At 65.2% G+C, this 15,532-nt stretch carries 15 protein-coding genes; all 15 read right to left on the bottom strand.

Features of this window, described 5'->3' with window-relative positions:
• Positions 1-225 precede the first annotated feature (225 nt).
• The 15 genes from NX862_RS04600 to NX862_RS04530 all read right to left on the bottom strand — a co-directional run bounded on the left by NX862_RS04600 (position 226) and on the right by NX862_RS04530 (position 15,524).
• Positions 226-1,587 carry a tyrosine-type recombinase/integrase gene (locus NX862_RS04600; RefSeq protein WP_264492684.1) on the bottom strand — a complete coding sequence of 454 codons (1,362 nt, stop codon included), beginning with the start codon at positions 1,585-1,587 and terminating at the stop codon, positions 226-228.
• Positions 1,588-2,922: 1,335 nt separating this feature from the next.
• Positions 2,923-4,866, bottom strand: a complete 1,944-nt coding sequence (locus NX862_RS04595; RefSeq protein WP_264492683.1) for a VIT domain-containing protein — start codon at positions 4,864-4,866, stop codon at positions 2,923-2,925.
• Positions 4,867-4,869: 3 nt separating this feature from the next.
• A complete protein-coding gene (locus NX862_RS04590) occupies positions 4,870-5,208 on the bottom strand; it encodes a helix-turn-helix domain-containing protein (RefSeq protein ID WP_264492682.1) in 339 nt (112 codons plus the stop codon).
• Positions 5,209-5,490: 282 nt separating this feature from the next.
• The gene (locus NX862_RS04585; protein WP_264492681.1) at positions 5,491-9,375 is read right to left on the bottom strand and encodes a baseplate multidomain protein megatron; all 3,885 of its coding nucleotides are present in this window, start codon (positions 9,373-9,375) and stop codon (positions 5,491-5,493) included.
• Between the two features lie 3 nt (positions 9,376-9,378).
• Positions 9,379-9,828, bottom strand: a complete 450-nt coding sequence (locus tag NX862_RS04580) for a C40 family peptidase (RefSeq protein ID WP_264492680.1) — start codon at positions 9,826-9,828, stop codon at positions 9,379-9,381.
• Positions 9,825-10,712, bottom strand: coding sequence for a phage/gene transfer agent baseplate hub protein (locus tag NX862_RS04575; protein ID WP_264492679.1), 888 nt, complete (start codon positions 10,710-10,712; stop codon positions 9,825-9,827). The genes NX862_RS04580 and NX862_RS04575 overlap by 4 nt, the downstream gene beginning before the upstream one ends.
• The gene (locus NX862_RS04570) at positions 10,709-11,341 is read right to left on the bottom strand and encodes a DUF2460 domain-containing protein (RefSeq protein ID WP_264492678.1); all 633 of its coding nucleotides are present in this window, start codon (positions 11,339-11,341) and stop codon (positions 10,709-10,711) included. The genes NX862_RS04575 and NX862_RS04570 overlap by 4 nt, the downstream gene beginning before the upstream one ends.
• Before the next feature lie 7 nt (positions 11,342-11,348).
• The gene (locus NX862_RS04565) at positions 11,349-11,996 is read right to left on the bottom strand and encodes an RcGTA-type gene transfer agent tail tape measure protein (protein ID WP_264492677.1); all 648 of its coding nucleotides are present in this window, start codon (positions 11,994-11,996) and stop codon (positions 11,349-11,351) included.
• Entirely contained in the window at positions 11,953-12,174 is a 222-nt protein-coding gene (locus tag NX862_RS04560; protein WP_264492676.1) for a rcc01693 family protein, read from the bottom strand. Before NX862_RS04560 ends, NX862_RS04565 begins: the two co-directional genes overlap by 44 nt.
• Positions 12,174-12,494, bottom strand: a complete 321-nt coding sequence (locus NX862_RS04555; RefSeq protein WP_264492675.1) for a gene transfer agent family protein — start codon at positions 12,492-12,494, stop codon at positions 12,174-12,176. Before NX862_RS04555 ends, NX862_RS04560 begins: the two co-directional genes overlap by 1 nt.
• On the bottom strand, positions 12,494-12,907 hold the full coding sequence (locus NX862_RS04550; RefSeq protein WP_264492674.1) for a phage major tail protein, TP901-1 family: 414 nt from the start codon (positions 12,905-12,907) through the stop codon (positions 12,494-12,496). Before NX862_RS04550 ends, NX862_RS04555 begins: the two co-directional genes overlap by 1 nt.
• Positions 12,908-12,931: 24 nt before the next feature.
• Positions 12,932-13,330: a DUF3168 domain-containing protein gene (locus NX862_RS04545; protein WP_264492673.1), complete on the bottom strand. Its 399-nt coding sequence runs from the start codon at positions 13,328-13,330 to the stop codon at positions 12,932-12,934.
• Positions 13,327-13,662 carry a head-tail adaptor protein gene (locus tag NX862_RS04540; RefSeq protein ID WP_264492672.1) on the bottom strand — a complete coding sequence of 112 codons (336 nt, stop codon included), beginning with the start codon at positions 13,660-13,662 and terminating at the stop codon, positions 13,327-13,329. The genes NX862_RS04545 and NX862_RS04540 overlap by 4 nt, the downstream gene beginning before the upstream one ends.
• On the bottom strand, positions 13,659-14,258 hold the full coding sequence (locus NX862_RS04535; protein WP_264492671.1) for a head-tail connector protein: 600 nt from the start codon (positions 14,256-14,258) through the stop codon (positions 13,659-13,661). Before NX862_RS04535 ends, NX862_RS04540 begins: the two co-directional genes overlap by 4 nt.
• Positions 14,259-14,330: 72 nt before the next feature.
• Positions 14,331-15,524, bottom strand: coding sequence for a phage major capsid protein (locus NX862_RS04530; protein ID WP_264492670.1), 1,194 nt, complete (start codon positions 15,522-15,524; stop codon positions 14,331-14,333).
• Positions 15,525-15,532: the final 8 nt, after the last annotated feature.

Below are 15,532 nucleotides of genomic sequence, written 5' to 3'. Positions count from 1 at the left end.
CAATCAGCAGGACAACGATGCCGGGAACATATTCCGCAGCCAACCAAGACGCGGCCTCCAGAACGCCATCCCTGATAAAACTGCCTGTGACTTCAATTTCGGACAAGAACGCCTCCTTCTGAATATTGCTGAAGGTCTATTATTCCGCGTTGAAGTTCAATGGCTTCTCCGATGGAGATAACAGCCGGACCTGATCCGTTGCGTCTCCGACACAATGGATGCGCCTCAGACGGACGCAATCTGCTCCAATGCCTCTGCCAGCTTGTCCAAAGCCTCCTCCTGCGGGTCGCGTTGGTTGGTCAGGACGCGGGTCAGCTGGATATAGTGCCCGGTGGCGCCTCCGACGCCTGCGTGTTTCAGCGGTTCGGCATGGGCCATGATCTGAGCGATGACGGAGGCCGGAACCTTCATCGCATGCATGATCGAGGCGGCCGTTCTCCTCAGGTCATGGCGGTGCCAGCCCGACGTGCCCGAGGCGATGTCCAGCTTCTTCTGGAAGCGGTCCCAGTTGCCCAGGGCGCCCTGCCCGGTCGCGTTCGGGAAAACCAGGTCCCGAGGCCCAGCCGTCGTCCACCCGGGGAGGCTGCGCAGAACATCGACGGCCGCATCGGACAGGGGCAGGTGCTGGCTTCGGGCCGTGCCCCTGGTCGTCTTCACCGAGGGCTTGAACCAGACCTTGTTCTGGCGGTCGAAGTGGCCCCATTGCATCGAACACACCTCTTCGAGGCGCGCAGCGGTCAGGAGCGTGAACCTCATGGCGATGGGGCGGAAATCCTGGTCAGGCGGGATGCGCAGGTCGCCGAGGTCGGGCGCAGGCCAGACCAAGAACGGAACGATCGCGCGGAGCTCGACCTCGGTCAGGATACGGTCGCGCTTGCCCGTGATGGTCGGATCGTCAAGGGCCGGGTCATGGACCTGCTCCAAGTTGGCCACGGCGATCCGGGGCACGCGCGAGGCCCCGAGCTTGGCGAACCCCTTGCGCCCGGCGGCCCAATCGAGAACCGGCCCCAGGTAGGCCCTTGCTCGCGACACCTGGCCATTGGCCGTGAGCTTGGTGCCGTCGGACTTCACGCGCTTGTAGCTCGACGTCACCTTGGCGAAATCCTCCTCGGTCAGCTTTGTCACATCCTTGGCCAAGAGACCTGCAAAGACGCGCTCGATGGCCATGCGCGCCTCTCCCTTCGTGGATTTCGGACCACGGGGCTGCCAGGTCTTCTTGCTGGGCGCGAACTTCTGCTCGTATTCGATGACCAGGGCCTCAAGCGTCACGACCTCTGCGGTGGCCTTGGCCGTCTCCCGGAGTTGGCGCTTCTTCGCATTGACGTCGACACCTGACTTCAGGGCAAGCCTCTGTCGCAGCGCCTCCTCTCGCGCGGCCTTCAAGGACAGATCGGGATAGCGACCAAGGGTGACCGTGACGGAGCGCGAGTCCGCGCCACGTCCGCTGAAGACAAAGACCGCCTCCCCTTGCGCCGAGACACGGGCACGCAGCCCCTGCACGCTGTCATCGGCGATGAAGAACCGCTCCCCGGTCGGCTTGAGCTTCCTGAGCGTGAGGTCGTTGAGGGTCAGCTTCTTTTCGGTCACGGACGGGTCCTGGACAACATATGGACAACATTTCGCGCGCTAGAAGTTGCACCCTGTTGCCCTGGGATGACCCCGGATGCACGAATGGGAGCGCGTCTTTATCACGCTATTTCAATACTATATGCCAAATCAGCCCCAGTCTGCAAGGAGTGCCGAACATATTGATCAGCGGATTGAAAATCCGCGTGTCGCTGGTTCGATTCCGGCTCTGGGCACCACTTCTTCCATTGAAAACGAAAAATCCCTTGTCAGTGGTGATCTGCGGTTTCGCGGGTTTCACACAGGGTTTGACGGCTTTCTTTCGGTGGGTTCGCAGTCCGGAGACCTCCACAGGCTTGTGGTTGCTTTGCGCGGGATTGGCGGTTCGCAACGGGGCCTCTTCTTCTTCTGCCCGGGAGTGACCGCGATTTTTCGGGATGACTCGACCCCGTCCCCAAGCACCGAGGCTGGTTTGCGGCTTGGTCCATTCCGGCCTCGTGCGCGATGAGGTCCGCGCGCAGGTTGGCTCAGCCGTCCTTGGCGCGTGGCTGCACTCTTGACCATCTGCCTTCCGACCCGGCGGCAGTCCACGGCTGACGTCCCCGGCGCCCGTCCTTTCCCCAGCCCGCGTGTCATGTCACAGGGCTTTGCCCGCATACATCACGGCCGCCCCGCGTCAGGGGTTCGATCCGTGATGACGACAGGTGGCGTTCCGTTTGAAAGGCGCCTTCCTCTGGCCGGCCTGAAGACGGGACCAAGGATTGCTTCCGGGAACTTCAAGGACGCCACATGCGTGACCCTGTCAGGGGGCCGGACCTTCGGACAGCTTTCGCCGCGAAGGGTCTGTGATCACTTGGGCGGCTTGCCTGTTTTCCGGGACTGGGATGGTTGCGCGGTCTCCGTGTCGGTGGAGCCAGAAGCGGACCTCTCTCGCAACCAGAGGCGATCGCGTGGCTGTCCTGACGGCGGCCAAACAGGATCTTGATGCAGCGGCGTCTTTTTGGCGGCGGCGTGGCGGATCTTCCTGCCCGCCGCCACCCTAGGCTGTTGGCCGGCATCCCCTTGTCCTGGAACGATTTTCTGCGCCTGTTCCCCAAGAGTAAGGCCATTCTGCTTCGGGAAACCCGCACAGGAGGGCGGCCGGGCTTTGGCATCGTTCCTTGCGTCCTGCGCGGCGCCTATCTCTATCCCCCGGGCAGGCTTTCTGTGACGCGGACGACAAGGCCCCTGCGGCATCAGCGCCTTGATCTGCCCCGAAGCGTCTTTGGTGCGCAGGGGCGGAAGGTCTGCGAAAAGGTTCGCCAAAGGAACGGCGGGATCAGGGTTCACTTGCCGCCCGGCCCGGTCGTGACCCGCTTAGGCCCAAAGGTCCGGTGAGCGGGGCATGAGGCTGTCACGCAGCGCGTCGGCTTCGGGACCCAGGACCTTGCGGACCAGGCGTTGCGCGGCGATGTCCTGATCGGCGACCTCCAGCGCGCAAAGAGCCAGTGCCACAAGATCGGTGGACAGGCCGCGGCGGGCGGCCAGTTCGACCGTTGCCACGCGGAAGAACAGCTTGCGCAGAAGCTGACGCTCGGCCACCGTCAGGGCGCTGAAATCGCCGCCAAGAAAGGCATTGGACAGGGCCGCCCAGTCGATCCGCAGGGCCAGTTCGCGCAGCCTGTCCCGCCCATCGGGGCGGTCGGAAAGGGCGAAGGCCGCCTCGACCACGGGCAGGCTTTGCAGCACCGGATAGTCCCTGACTGCAGAGGAGGCGCGCATCACCGGCATGCCCGAAAACGCGCCGCCATGGGCTTCGGCCAGGACAACCTTGCGGTGTTCGGGCAAGAGGCTTTGCGTCTCGCCCTGGTCGTCAACCAGGATCAGGCTGGTCGACGCGCTGCACAGGTCATGGGACAGCGCAAGGTCAAGCGCCTGATCGGGCGGCAAAAGCGCCATCTTGAGGGCTGCGGCATAGCGGCCGATGGCATCGGGGACGCCCGGGGCGCCTTCGGTCCAGCAGGCCTGCAGGCGCACCCCGCCCCTTGTGCAGGTCAGCTGGCCCGGGATCAGTTGCGCGACCTGACGCGGGGCACGGGCGGCGGTAAGGGCGGCCAGCAGGGCTGCGGCCACATCGGCGCCGGGGGCATAGTGCAGCTGGCCGCCCTTCATCGCCACAAGATGGCCGATGGTGGCGTCCAGGCTGCCGGGACCGACAAGGACCGCGCTGATCCGGGCGTCGCGGTTGGACAGGCGGTCGACCTCATGCGCCCAGGTCTGGCCATCGGTCATCACCAGGATATCCCGGGCGCCAAAGTCCAGCACGGTATCCAGCGCCGCCCCCAGCGCGGTGCCGCCTTTGGGCCCCTTGAGCTTGTCGGTCAGGTGGGCGGCCTCGGGGCCAGAGGCGGCGCCCAGCACCTGACAGGCGTCGTCGAACTGGGCAAGGACCACGCGGTCGCCCTGCCCCAGCCCGGCCAAGCCCTTGCGCAAGCCGTCCGTCATGGCCTGCCAGAGGCTGCGGCGCCCGACCCGCGCCTGGGTCGAGCCAGAGCGGTCAAACAGGATGGCGAGGTCGAGGCCGCCTTCGGCCTGCAGGGGGGACAGGGTCACGGAAACCGGCCCCTGGGCGGTCAGGCCGTGGCTGGTGCCAAAGCCCGCCTTGGGCAAGGTCAGTTCGATGGCCCGGTCCAGCGGCCAGTGGATCTCGGTTCCGGCGATGTCGCGGCCATCGGCCAGGGTCGGCAGGGGCGAGGTAACGCGCAGTCGGGCTTGGGCCAGCGCACCGGGCCCCGTGGTCAGGTCATCCGCGGGCATCAGCGGCGAGGCGCCATAAAGCTGACCCACGGTCTGCGGCAGGCGCAACAGCGCGCCCTGATGCAGGGCTGACAGGGGCAGGACCTGTTCCAGAACGATAAGCGCCTCGGCCCCTGGCCCGAGATTGGCCACCGAGAGCATATGGACGCCGCGCAGGACCTCTTCGTGCAGGACGGCGAGCTTTCCCGCGTCGATGGCCGCCTCATAGCTGGTGCGGGCGGCGTCGCGGGCCTGGGCGCGGGCGGTCAGGCGGCGGCCGCTGACCTCGGCGGTCAGGGAAGTGACCACGGCGTCAAAACCGATGGGGAAGGTCAGGATCGCTTCGATCGGGACCTCTTCGCGGTTGGTCAGGCTGCGGGTCGTGGTGACAAGGGCCAGGCCCGCAAGGATGCGGATGTCGATGTGCAGGGCGGTCAGGGGAACCGGATGGGCCCGGCCCGCGCAAAAGCCGGTGGCGCCGTCGTAAAGGGTTTCGAGCGAATGGCCGAAAGCGGAGATCGTCATGGGTCAATCCTTGCTGAAATAGGTTCGGACGGCTTTTGATAGGTCGGCAATCAGGGCCTCCACATCAACGGGTTCGGCGCTGGCTGCGATGCGCAGCTCGACACCGGAGGCCTGGAAGATCGGGATGGCCTGGTCGAAGGACATCAGGACCTTGATCGACGCGGGCTTCATCCCCATCCGGTAAAGCGCGAAATAGCGCCGCGCCTGGGCGAGATGGGTTTCGGTATAGGCATCGGCGGCGCGGCCGGTCTTTTCGGCCGCCGGAAGGATGTCTTCGGCGATCAGAAAGCGGATCTGGCGGGGCGAGACGCCCAAGTGGTCGGCGAGTTCGGCGAGGGTCATGGCGGCCTCCAACGCGACAAGAAGTATGTCACGAATTGGATCGCGTCAAGAACGTGACACGTTTTTGGGCGCGTTTATTTGGGCAAGGCGGCCGTGGGCTGCGGGGTCGGGTTCAGGAGGGGGCAAGGGGACCCCTTGGGCCGTTCACTCCGGGTTCAAAAATTCAAGTGTGACGGACCGGAAGGAAAAAGGTTTGCGGGGTAAATGGCGTGGAAATGCAAAAAGCCGCCCCTGCGGGTGCAGGGGCGGCTTGGGAGTTTGTGGGGCGCTTGGCGCTTTCGATCAAAGGTCGACGCGTTGCGCCGGTCCGGGTCCATAACGGTTCGAGACCTGCGCCACCGAAACGCTGCGCGGACCAGGTGCGCCGTCCTCGGCCTGCATAGCGGGTGTATAGGTCCAGCTTGGCAAAGTGACGACCTCTTGGCGCAGGATGTTGGAACCCTGGCTGACGGTCACCTGGTAAAGCTCGCTCTCCTCGCCCAGGGGCACTTCGAGGGATTGCCAGCTGTCGCCGTCGATCCGTGTGCGGCGAATCCAGTCCAGTTGCACCGTCCCGCCCAGACTGCCCGTGGCCTGAAGATGGGCCACCGAATAGGGGCGCAAGCCGTTGCCGTCGAAGGCCAGCGACCGGCTGACCACCTTGGCATCGGCATAGCCGCGCTCTAACGCGCCAACCCTATAGTTGCGGGTCAGGCCGCGGGCCGACAGGGGCAGGTCGATTTGCGGGACCGCGCCGTCCAGCATGACAAAGTAGCTGCCCGCCGGCCAGTGATCGGGCGCGACACCGTCCGACCCCGCCTGCCCGCGCAGCCGAAAGCGGATGTCATAGGTGCGCGGCGCGACAAGGTTGGCCTGCTGGAACTGGATGATCTCCCAGTTCCCCGCCGTCCCATCGCCGATGGCCGCGACATTGACGCCGTTCAGCACATCGTCTTCCGAGGCCGAAGACAGCGTCCCCGACGACAGCTTGACCCGCAGCGCCGGGCCGTTGTCCCACAGGCCAGAGGGCGCAAGCGGCAGGTCCGTCATGGTCAGGCCCAGCACCGCGGGCGCATCCAGCTCGCTGTTCAGCGCGAACCCGTCGGCGCTGGCCGAACTCCAGACCGCGATGGAGCCCGACCACGGGCTGACCGTGGCGGCGACATGAGGCGCCACGGGGTCCTCGCTGCCCGTCAGCAGGGGCAGATCCATGAACAGCGGAAAGACCTGGGTCGCCGCCTGCCGCACCGCCGCGCGTGAGACGATCTGGTCGACCTCCTCGGCCGGCTGATAGGCGCCCTGATCGACCCGGACGGCCTCCAGCTGCAGTTGCGCGCCCTGTTCCACCTTGTCGATGCGATAGGACTGGCCATCGACCTTGATCAGATCGCCCGCGCCCAGCGCCAGTTTCGACCGCGGCAAGGCCAGCCGCAGGCCATCACGTGCCACACGCGCCTCGACCAACCAGCGTTCGGCAATCGCCCGCGCCTCGGCATTGGTCAGCTGAAGCGCCAGCTCTGAGCCCGAAACCGCGGCCGAGGTTTCGTCTGGAAAGATCGCCTCGGTGCCGCGGGTCTCGTAGTCGCCCTCGGCCTCGACATAGGACAGGCGCACGCGACCGGGGGTCTCCAACTCGCCGCCACGGGTGGCCTCGATGCCGCTGTCCAGGTCCGAAGTGATGGCCAGCGTCGCGCGGTCGATCTCGGTCGATGCCACCCCGCTGCGCAACGAAAAGCGCAAGACGCCCTCACGTTCGGCGATGTTCAAGCCATAAGCCGTGGTCAGGGGCTGCAGCGCCTGGCGCGCCGTGCCGGTGTCGCCCACGATATAGCCCCGCACCAGGCCATAGGCGGCAGAGCTGTCGATGCCGCTGACCAACCCGGCCGAAGCGCAGATATCGGAGACGACGGCCGACAAGGGCTGTGCCCCGGTGCGCCCGTTCAGCCAATGGCCATGGGCATAATTGACCCCGTCGCTCCAGACGTCGTTGTTCGCCGGGAAGGCCGGATAGGGCCGCGCATCCCAGGCCCAGACATGGGCCCGGCTCATGTCCAGCATCCGCCCGGCATATAGCGAGGCCATGGGGTTATGCGCCGGGTCCTGCCAATAGTCCCGCATCGCCCGCAGGTATTGCAGCTGGATCAGGTCGTCCCTTCGCCCGTTCGACCCCCGCGGCAGGGCGGATTCCGAGGAATAGGCATCGAGGAACAGGTTCGGCTGATTGGTCGCCTTGTCCATGGCTGCACAGCCATATTCGGTGAACCAGATCGGCTTGGAGCCCGGAACCCAGGCCGTCGGCGTGCCTTGGCGCACACCGGCCAGGCGGGGATGGTGGGCATGGCTCCACCAACCCTCCAGGTCCTTGCGACGGAACACCCAAGGCTCGTTATAGGCGCCATCCGTGATCGGCTGACGCAACTGCGCGGCTGCCGTCACATCCGAGGCATAGAACCAGTCAAAGTTCTCTCCGCCGGCGACATTGGCCTTCAGGTAGTCAAGGTTGTAGATTGACCCCCAGCTGGCATCCAGGTGATCGGTCCCATCACGCCAATCGGACAGCGACATGTAATTGTCGATGCCCACGAAGTTGATATTGGCATCGGCCCACAGCGGGTCCAGCGGGAAATACAGGTTCCCATCGGCCTCATGGGTTCCATATTCCGACCAATCCGCCGCATAGCTGATCTTGACGCTTGGCCCCAGGATGGCCCGCACCTCGGCCGCAAGCGTGCGCAACGCCTGCACGAAGGGAAAGCTGTCCCCTGCCCCACGGATCTGCGTCAGCCCGCGCAACTCCGAGCCGATGCAGAACGCCTCCACCCCGCCCGCAAGGGCACAGACATTGGCATAATGCAGGATAAAGCGGCGATAGCCCCAGTCGTCGGGGCCATTATAGACGACCCGCCCCGAGGTCAGATTGAACAGGGCCGGGTTCGTGGTGCCCATGAAGGCCGCGACTTCGGCGGCTGCAGTCGCCGTGCGGTCAGGCGAACCCGGACGCCCCGGCGCCTCGGACAGGGTGATCCGCCCGCGCCAAGGCAAGATCGGTTGCGTCGTCGCATCCGACCAGGGATCTGCCAGCGTGTTGCCGACCGTCTGCGTCATCAGGATAAAGGGATAGAACATCACCGCCTTGCCGGAGACATGGATCGCGTGGATCGCCTCGATCACCGACTGATCGGTGGGCGTTCCCCCATAGATCACCTTGCCATCCACCGAGGGCAAGACCTGCGCTGTGCCCCGGGTCTGCCCTGCGACATACCAGGGCATCTCGACCCCATCCGAGCTGTTCTGATCGACCTTGGGCCGCAGTTCGCACAGGTTGCAGCGCAGGTCATCGCCAAACCAGCTGGTGACAAGCGAGACAGAGGCCACCCGCGGCAGCTCTTCGGTCAGTTGCTCAAGCGATTGGGCCAGGTCGGTGCGGTCCTCCAGCGAATGAACATTGACCACATGGCTGACGCCCGGCCCGTCGTTGAAGGTGACACCCGTGGTCGCCAGCGCATATTCGCCCGAGCCCGGGATCAGCGCGACCCCTTCGACCACATCGGCCAGATCCGCGCCCTCGACCCCGGCCGCCCGGAAGATTTCAAAGGTGAATTGCGGCACACGGTTGCCGAACCGGCTCAGGTCCAGGTCCTCGATCACCACATAGGCGATGCCGCGATAGGCAGGCGCTTGGCCCGGACCCTCGACCGCCTCGATCTTGGGGTCGGGCAATTGATCCTCGGAGCCCGGGTAAAAGCGCAGGTCCAATGACCCCTTGGCGATCTCCATCCCGTCAGCCCAGACCCGACCCAGACGCCGCGCCTCGCCCTGGCAAAGCGCAATCGCCAGGCTGATCGTATAAGAATAGTTCGTTGTCACCGGGCGCGGCGAACCCTTGCCGCCCTGCGTCCGGTTGGCCGTCTCAAGGAACCGGGTGGCCCAGATGACCTCACCCGACACGCGCATCCGACCCCAGACGCGCGGAATGGGCGCGCCCTCGCTGGCCGAGGTCAGGGGAAAGCGTTGGATGCGGCCCTGATCGACAGGGGCGGCCCCCGCCCCCAGAATACGCTGGTCGATGGCCTGACCCAAAGTGGCCCCCACCGCGCGCCCAATGACCGCACCCGACAGGCCCAGAACGGTCCCGCCAAAGCCCGAGCCCAGCGCAGCCCCCGCCGCCGACAGAAGAATCGTCGCCATGTCTCAGTCTCCTTTGGGGAAAACGAAATGCCCGGCAATCCGCCGGACCCAAGGGGCAGTCAGCGCGTTTTCGACCACGCCGTGCCCGGTATAGGCATGGATGAACCGAGGGGCCGCGCCCCCCAGGCTCACGATGCCCAGATGTTTGGCCACAAAGCCCTGCCGCATCCGAAAGACCACAACATCGCCGGCTTGAAAGCCCGGCCCCGCGGGCCTCAGCCAGCGCCGGGCGGCCTGCAACATGACCTCGTCGCCCCGCGCCTCGGACCAATCGACGGTATAGGGCGGCATCGCCTCGGGCTCTTCGCCCAACAGCTCCCGCCAGACCCCCCGCAACAGCCCCAGGCAATCCGAACCCACGCCCTTCAGCGAGGCCTGATGCTGATAGGGCGTCCCGATCCAGCCCCGCGCAACCACCACAACATCGGCCCGCCCCATCAGATCATCGCTCATCGAAACAGGCTCTCCCCGTTGTTTTGCCCACTGGAGACCGGGTAAGAGGTCATCCAATCCTCGCCCGGAATATGCGGAAAGCCGCGGAAGTTCAGGAAGTTGCCGAACTTTGCCTGGCAGGTCCCGGCCATCTTGTCGCAACCCGCCTCCAGCCGCAGGATGTCACCCACAACCGGCGTCACCCCGAAGTCGATCCAAAGCTCCACCCGCCGCGTGGTCGCATCGTCGCGGTCGAACTTCACCAGCCCCACCACGCCCTCCGCCACGCCCGAGATCATCCGCGCCCGCCCCCGGTCAAACCACCCTTCGGCAATCGAGACCTCGCGGGCGATGCGGTAGACCCCCGGTGCCTCGATCCCCAGGATCGGCGTTTCCAGGAAATAGCCCGGCAGGGTCAGGTTGAACTTGCACTGCCCATCCCCCAGCACCGCGGAACAAGAGCGCTGATAGCTTAGCCCCTGCACCTGGTTCAGCTGATCGGCCAAGCCTCGCAGTTCCGCCCGAAACGCCCCCGCCGACCGCACGACCTCGCCAAATGTCCCGGCAAAGCTCTTCATGCGCTGGCTGACATCCTGCCAGTTGACGATCCAGGACACGACCTCTGCCCCGTCGAAACGTCCGGCCAGAAGATCGTCCTCCGTCACCGCCGCATCCGACAGCGCCCCCATGGCCTCGGTATTGTCGACCGAAAGCCCGTTGGTCTGATGCAGGCTGCGCGCCGTCATGCCCGAGGCCGCCTTGAAGGTCACGCCCTCAAAGGTCAAGTCCCGGTCATGATCGGTGAACCCCAACACCAACCCATCGCGCCGCGTCACCGCCCAACAGGTCGAAACCGTCGAAGTCCCGGTCCCGAGGTGGGTCAAAAGGTCATCCCGGCCGCTCATAGCCGCACCTCGATGACCGGAACCTGAGGGATCTCGCCCGCATGAAACGTGGCGATCGTGACCGCGATCCGGTCGGTGTCAAACCGCACCGGCACGTCATATTCACAGCCGGCCGTGACCGAGGCACCCGCCGCCGGCGGCAGGTTGAAGGTCACGATCCCGGTCGTCGCATCGACCGTGAAATCCGCCCCCAACACCCGGGGCGCGCCATTGACCGCGACCTTCACCGTCCCCGCCACCGGCTTGGTGATCCGCCGCGTCCATGACCCGGAACCCGATCCATAGGCCTTGACCAGCTGAAAGGCGGTCTTGACCCCATCCCCGGCCCCGATCAGCTGATCAGTCGCCCCCACGACAAGCGAGGGCTTGCAGGTCTTGAAATCCGCCCAATCTTTCCAGCGGAACCCATGCAACTGCCCGCGCCGCGCCTCGAAAAAGGTGATCAGCGTGTCCAGATCATCCAGGGACCGCATCCCCGCCCCCGCATCATAGCGGCGGCGGCTGTCCGACCAGGGCGAATTGCGCTCTTCGAACCCGTTGACCAGGGTCACGATCTCGGTCCGACGCTCTGGTCCGCCGCTCGACCCCAAGGACAGGTTCGTCGGATATCTCACTTCATGAAAAGCCATGTCTGCCTCACCGATTGCGGTTGCCGCGAGAAAGCGCCTGCATCGCCTGCGCCGCGATCTGGCTTTGGCTGCGCTGGAAGCCGGCCACATCCGGGGTCGAGATGTTCATCACCACCGTGACGCCGCCCCCCCCCCCTTGCGCACGCACGCCCAACTTGCCGTCTGCGCCGCGGGTCAAGGGCATGATCGCCTCCGGCCCCGCTTCGCCCATCAGCCCCATTCCGCCCCGCATGCCGAAATTCGTGGGCGAACTCACGATGCCGCCCTGCGCAAAAGGCGTCACCTGCCCCGAGGTGAAAGCCCCGCCCTTGGCAAAGGCGCCGCCAAACAGCGAGTTCAACCCGCCCGCCAGAAACCCACCCACCGCGTTGCTGACAGGCTTCATCGCTGTGTTGAACACCGTCTGCGACATCGACTTCGCCAGGCCCTTCAGGGCGTCATCCAGCCGTGATCCGCCAAAGACCACGTCGCCAAAGGCCCGGCTCAACCCGCTGCTGAACCCCGAGGCCAGCGTGCTGACTTCGCGCCCGGTGAACACCAGGCTCTCTTGCATCTTCGACAGCTCCGCCTCGAAGGTCGAGACCATGCCGACCGTCCCGGTCAGCGCCGTCTCAAGCGCCGCGATCTGGTCCGTCAGTTCCGTAACTTCCGCCATTGGGCTCTCCATCGGGGAATTGGGCGGCCAGTTCCTCCAGCCGCGCCCTCGTAAGCATCGGGGCGGATTTGTCCGCCCCGAGCATGATCCGCAATTCGATGGGGGTCAGCTTCCAGAAGACCTCCGGCGTCAACCGCAGCTCATAAAGCCCCGCCCGCATCAGGCCCGGCCAATCCATCAGCTCTCACCCGGCACCGAGAAAGCCCGCGCCAAAAGCAGCGCCGCCACCTTGGCCGCGGTCAGTGGCCCGCCGCCGATGTCGACCTTCAACAGGTCCGCCGCGTTGCCCTGCCAGCCGCCACCGCGCAACCCCGCCACGACCAAAGCCAGGACATCACGGGTCGAGAACTTGTGGCTCTCGAACCGCGCGATCAGCTCGATCAGGCTGCCCCCGCCCAACTGGTCCTCCAGCTCGGCCAGGGCACCCAAAGTCAGCTTGGCCACATGGGGCACGCCGTCCAGGTGCAACGTCACCTCTCCGGTGAATGGATTGCCCATCAGATTGCCGTGAAAGTCAGGGCACCCGCCGAGGCCATCGACATGTCATAAGTGGCCTCGCCGTTATAGGTGCCGGCATATTCGATCGAGGTGATCTGGAAGGCGCCTTCAACCACGCCAAACGACGGGATCACCACCTGGAAATTCGGCACCACACCATCGAAAAAGATCTGGCGGGCGCGGGCATCCGTCCCCGCATCGCGAAACACGCCTGACCCCGACAGCGCGGCCGATTTCACCCCGGTCCCGGCCAGCAACTCACGCCAACCGCCTGCGCTTTCCAGCGTGGTCACATCCACAGTTTCCGCATTGAATGTCAGCCGGGTGGCCCGCAGCCCCGCCAGCGTCTGATAGCTCCCGCTCCCCGTCTGATCCACCTTGATCAACAGGTCCTTGCCGCTTTGAACAGCCATGTCATGCTCCGTAGGTTGTTATGATCAGAAGGCGACCCGCGCCCGAAAGGTCAGGTCAATCCGCCGGGAATCCCCGGTGTTCAGTCGCTTCGCACTGGCGCGCAGGAAATACAGCCCCACCAGGCTCCCCCGGCTCAGCACCAGGTCCGCCCCCACCAGCGCGTCCGAGACCTCTGCCGCCACCGTCTTGGCGGTCATGAAGCCATTGGCGTCGCTGATGATCGACACGGTAAAGACGTGATCCGCCCCCGCCGCCGTCTTGTCGGATTGATCGGCCACGGTCTCGGGGCCCAGGATGACAAAGGTCCCCGCCACATCGGCCGGAGGCAGCGCGTCGGCCACCTGCACCCCGGTCAGACCCGCCCAACCGGTCAGCCGCTGATAGACCGCCGTCTGCAGCGCCGCACTGGCAGCATAGCTCATTTCGGCTCCTCCTCTCGGGCGAAACAGGTCAGAAAGCGGCCGTCGCTGTCACGTTCCGTGACGGCCAGAATGGTGAAGACCCGCGTCCCATCCTTCAGCCGCTGTTCGGGGCGCGGCCTGCGCGCCGACCCCACCTCTGCCCCGCGCACCGTGATGCGATAGGGCACTTTGGACAGGCTCACCTCGACCCCTGCCGTCTCCGACCCCGCCCCGGGCACCACCTCGGCCCACAACGTGCCCTCGACCGTCCAGTTGATCGCAAAGCCCCCCGCGCCGTCATTGACCTTGACCGGAGTTTCCAGGGTCAAAAGCCGTTTCAGCTCGACCTTCATGCTGCCCCCCCGCCCAGAACCCGCACCGTCCGCCAACGCTCGATCAGCGCCGTGACCGGATAGGGCAACCCCGCCACCGTCCCGGTAAAGTCATTGCGGGTCTCGTAATATTGCGCCGCCAGCAGGAAGACCGCCTGCTGAAGGTCGGCCGGAACCTGCCCCCAAGCCGCCCCGAACCCCGCGTCAAACAGGATCTCGACCCGGCCTTCAGTGGGCACCATCGGCAAAAGATAGCCCTTGGAGGCCAGCTTCGGCCGCGACCCGTCCTGCACCAGCCGGTAGCGATCCGTTCCCAGAACCGTCGCCCCGCCGGCGCTGTCCACCAGCGTCACCGACACCAGCGCCGACACCGGCGCCACCGGCAAAGCCTGCTCGCTCGCATCGCGCCAATCGTTCAACACCAGCTTGAACCGCCGCGTCATCAAGGCCTTGCCCGTCCGCCCCTCGATGGCCGACATGGCGGCGCGAAGATAGCTTTCGATCAGGCTGTCCTGCATCGCATCATCGGAAAATCCGCTTCCCAGCCGCAGGTGATCCTTCAACCCCTGCACCGGCAAGGCGGCGCTGGCGACACTGGTCTCTTCGGTCAACATCATGATCTCTCTCCATCCTTGGCGCGCCAGAAACACGCGCCCGGGGCCCTTCCCCCGGGCGCGCCAAGTCACCCCTTAGGACAGGGCGACCTTCAGCAGCTTGATGGCCGCATAGTCGGTGATGTCGCCGCCCACGCGCTTGGACGCATAGAACAGGACGTTGGGCTTGGCCGAGAAGGGATCACGCAGGATGCGCAGGTCCGGACGCTCGGCGATGGTATAGCCCGACTGGAAGTCGCCAAACGCGATGGGATAAGAGTTCGCGGCGATGTCGGGCATGTCCTCCAGGATCACGACGCGGTAGCCCATCAGGGTCGCCGGCTGACCGGCCGAGATGCTGTCATTCCACATGAAGCGCCCGGTCGAGTCCTTGATCTTGCGGACCGCACCCGCCGTCTTCGAGTTCATCAGGAAGACCGCATTGGCCCGGTAATCGGCACCCAGCGAATAGATCAGCGTGACCAGGCAGTCGATCGGGTTGGACGCCGCAAAGTCGGCCGCCGCACCGGTGGGAATGTAACCCAGGTTGCCCCAGGTCCAGGACGCATTGGCGACCTTGGCCGGCAGCAGGATGCCCTTCGGCTGATCCACCCCCGTGCCGTTGACAAAGGCCGAGGCCTCGGCGCGGACAAAGCGGGTGGCGATGCGCGAGGCGATCCAGCCCTCGACATCGAACGACGCATCATCCAGCAGGCGCTGGCTGATCTTCGGCATGGCCGACAGGTCATTCAGCTTGATCGAGATGCGGTTGATGTTGGGCGTGGTCGATTCCGACACCGCGCCGACTTCCGACTGCCAGGCCGAACCCGGGTCAGAATTGTCGATGATCACGTCATAGGTCGTGGCGTCGATCTGCACGACATTGGACAGCGACCGCAGCGAGGTGGTCGAAGACAGCATCGAGTTGATCTGCTCCGCCATCTGCGGGTTCAAAAGGAAGCCACCATCGGCATTGACGGCCGTCGACATGGCCTTGCCTTCCAGGACCAGGCCACGCAGGCCGTCATCGTCGCCCGAGCGGAGATAGGCGCCCAGCGCCTTCTTGTGGGGCATATCCAGGTCGGCGGTGTTCGACAGGGCGGGACGGGCATAGGTCATGGTCTTGCGCTCCAACATATTCTGACGCTCTTGCAGTTGATGAAGATTGGTTTTCACTTCGCTCTGAAAGCCATTGAAGGCATTCAGAAATCCGGCCATCGCGGATTTCACTTCCGCACCGGGATGGGTCGGGGACAAATCTTCCCCGGCCCGAGCCTTGATCTCGGTCATCGTTGTTT

This window comes from Stagnihabitans lacustris (assembly GCF_025950525.1).
Taxonomy (GTDB): domain Bacteria; phylum Pseudomonadota; class Alphaproteobacteria; order Rhodobacterales; family Rhodobacteraceae; genus Stagnihabitans.
The sequence above is the reverse complement of the archived record's forward strand: the minus strand, read 5'-3'. Positions and strand labels throughout refer to the sequence as shown.

Coding starts and splice junctions, on each gene's coding strand:
- NX862_RS04570 (WP_264492678.1), bottom strand. CDS start 11,341: ATGGCTTTTCATGAAGTGAGATATCCGACGAACCTGTCCTTGGGGTCG.
- NX862_RS04555 (WP_264492675.1), bottom strand. CDS start 12,494: ATGGGCAATCCATTCACCGGAGAGGTGACGTTGCACCTGGACGGCGTG.
- NX862_RS04590 (WP_264492682.1), bottom strand. CDS start 5,208: ATGACCCTCGCCGAACTCGCCGACCACTTGGGCGTCTCGCCCCGCCAG.
- NX862_RS04545 (WP_264492673.1), bottom strand. CDS start 13,330: ATGAGCTATGCTGCCAGTGCGGCGCTGCAGACGGCGGTCTATCAGCGG.
- NX862_RS04535 (WP_264492671.1), bottom strand. CDS start 14,258: ATGATGTTGACCGAAGAGACCAGTGTCGCCAGCGCCGCCTTGCCGGTG.
- NX862_RS04560 (WP_264492676.1), bottom strand. CDS start 12,174: ATGGATTGGCCGGGCCTGATGCGGGCGGGGCTTTATGAGCTGCGGTTG.
- NX862_RS04575 (WP_264492679.1), bottom strand. CDS start 10,712: ATGAGCGGCCGGGATGACCTTTTGACCCACCTCGGGACCGGGACTTCG.
- NX862_RS04565 (WP_264492677.1), bottom strand. CDS start 11,996: ATGGCGGAAGTTACGGAACTGACGGACCAGATCGCGGCGCTTGAGACG.
- NX862_RS04540 (WP_264492672.1), bottom strand. CDS start 13,662: ATGAAGGTCGAGCTGAAACGGCTTTTGACCCTGGAAACTCCGGTCAAG.
- NX862_RS04595 (WP_264492683.1), bottom strand. CDS start 4,866: ATGACGATCTCCGCTTTCGGCCATTCGCTCGAAACCCTTTACGACGGC.
- NX862_RS04580 (WP_264492680.1), bottom strand. CDS start 9,828: ATGAGCGATGATCTGATGGGGCGGGCCGATGTTGTGGTGGTTGCGCGG.
- NX862_RS04530 (WP_264492670.1), bottom strand. CDS start 15,524: ATGACCGAGATCAAGGCTCGGGCCGGGGAAGATTTGTCCCCGACCCAT.
- NX862_RS04550 (WP_264492674.1), bottom strand. CDS start 12,907: ATGGCTGTTCAAAGCGGCAAGGACCTGTTGATCAAGGTGGATCAGACG.
- NX862_RS04585 (WP_264492681.1), bottom strand. CDS start 9,375: ATGGCGACGATTCTTCTGTCGGCGGCGGGGGCTGCGCTGGGCTCGGGC.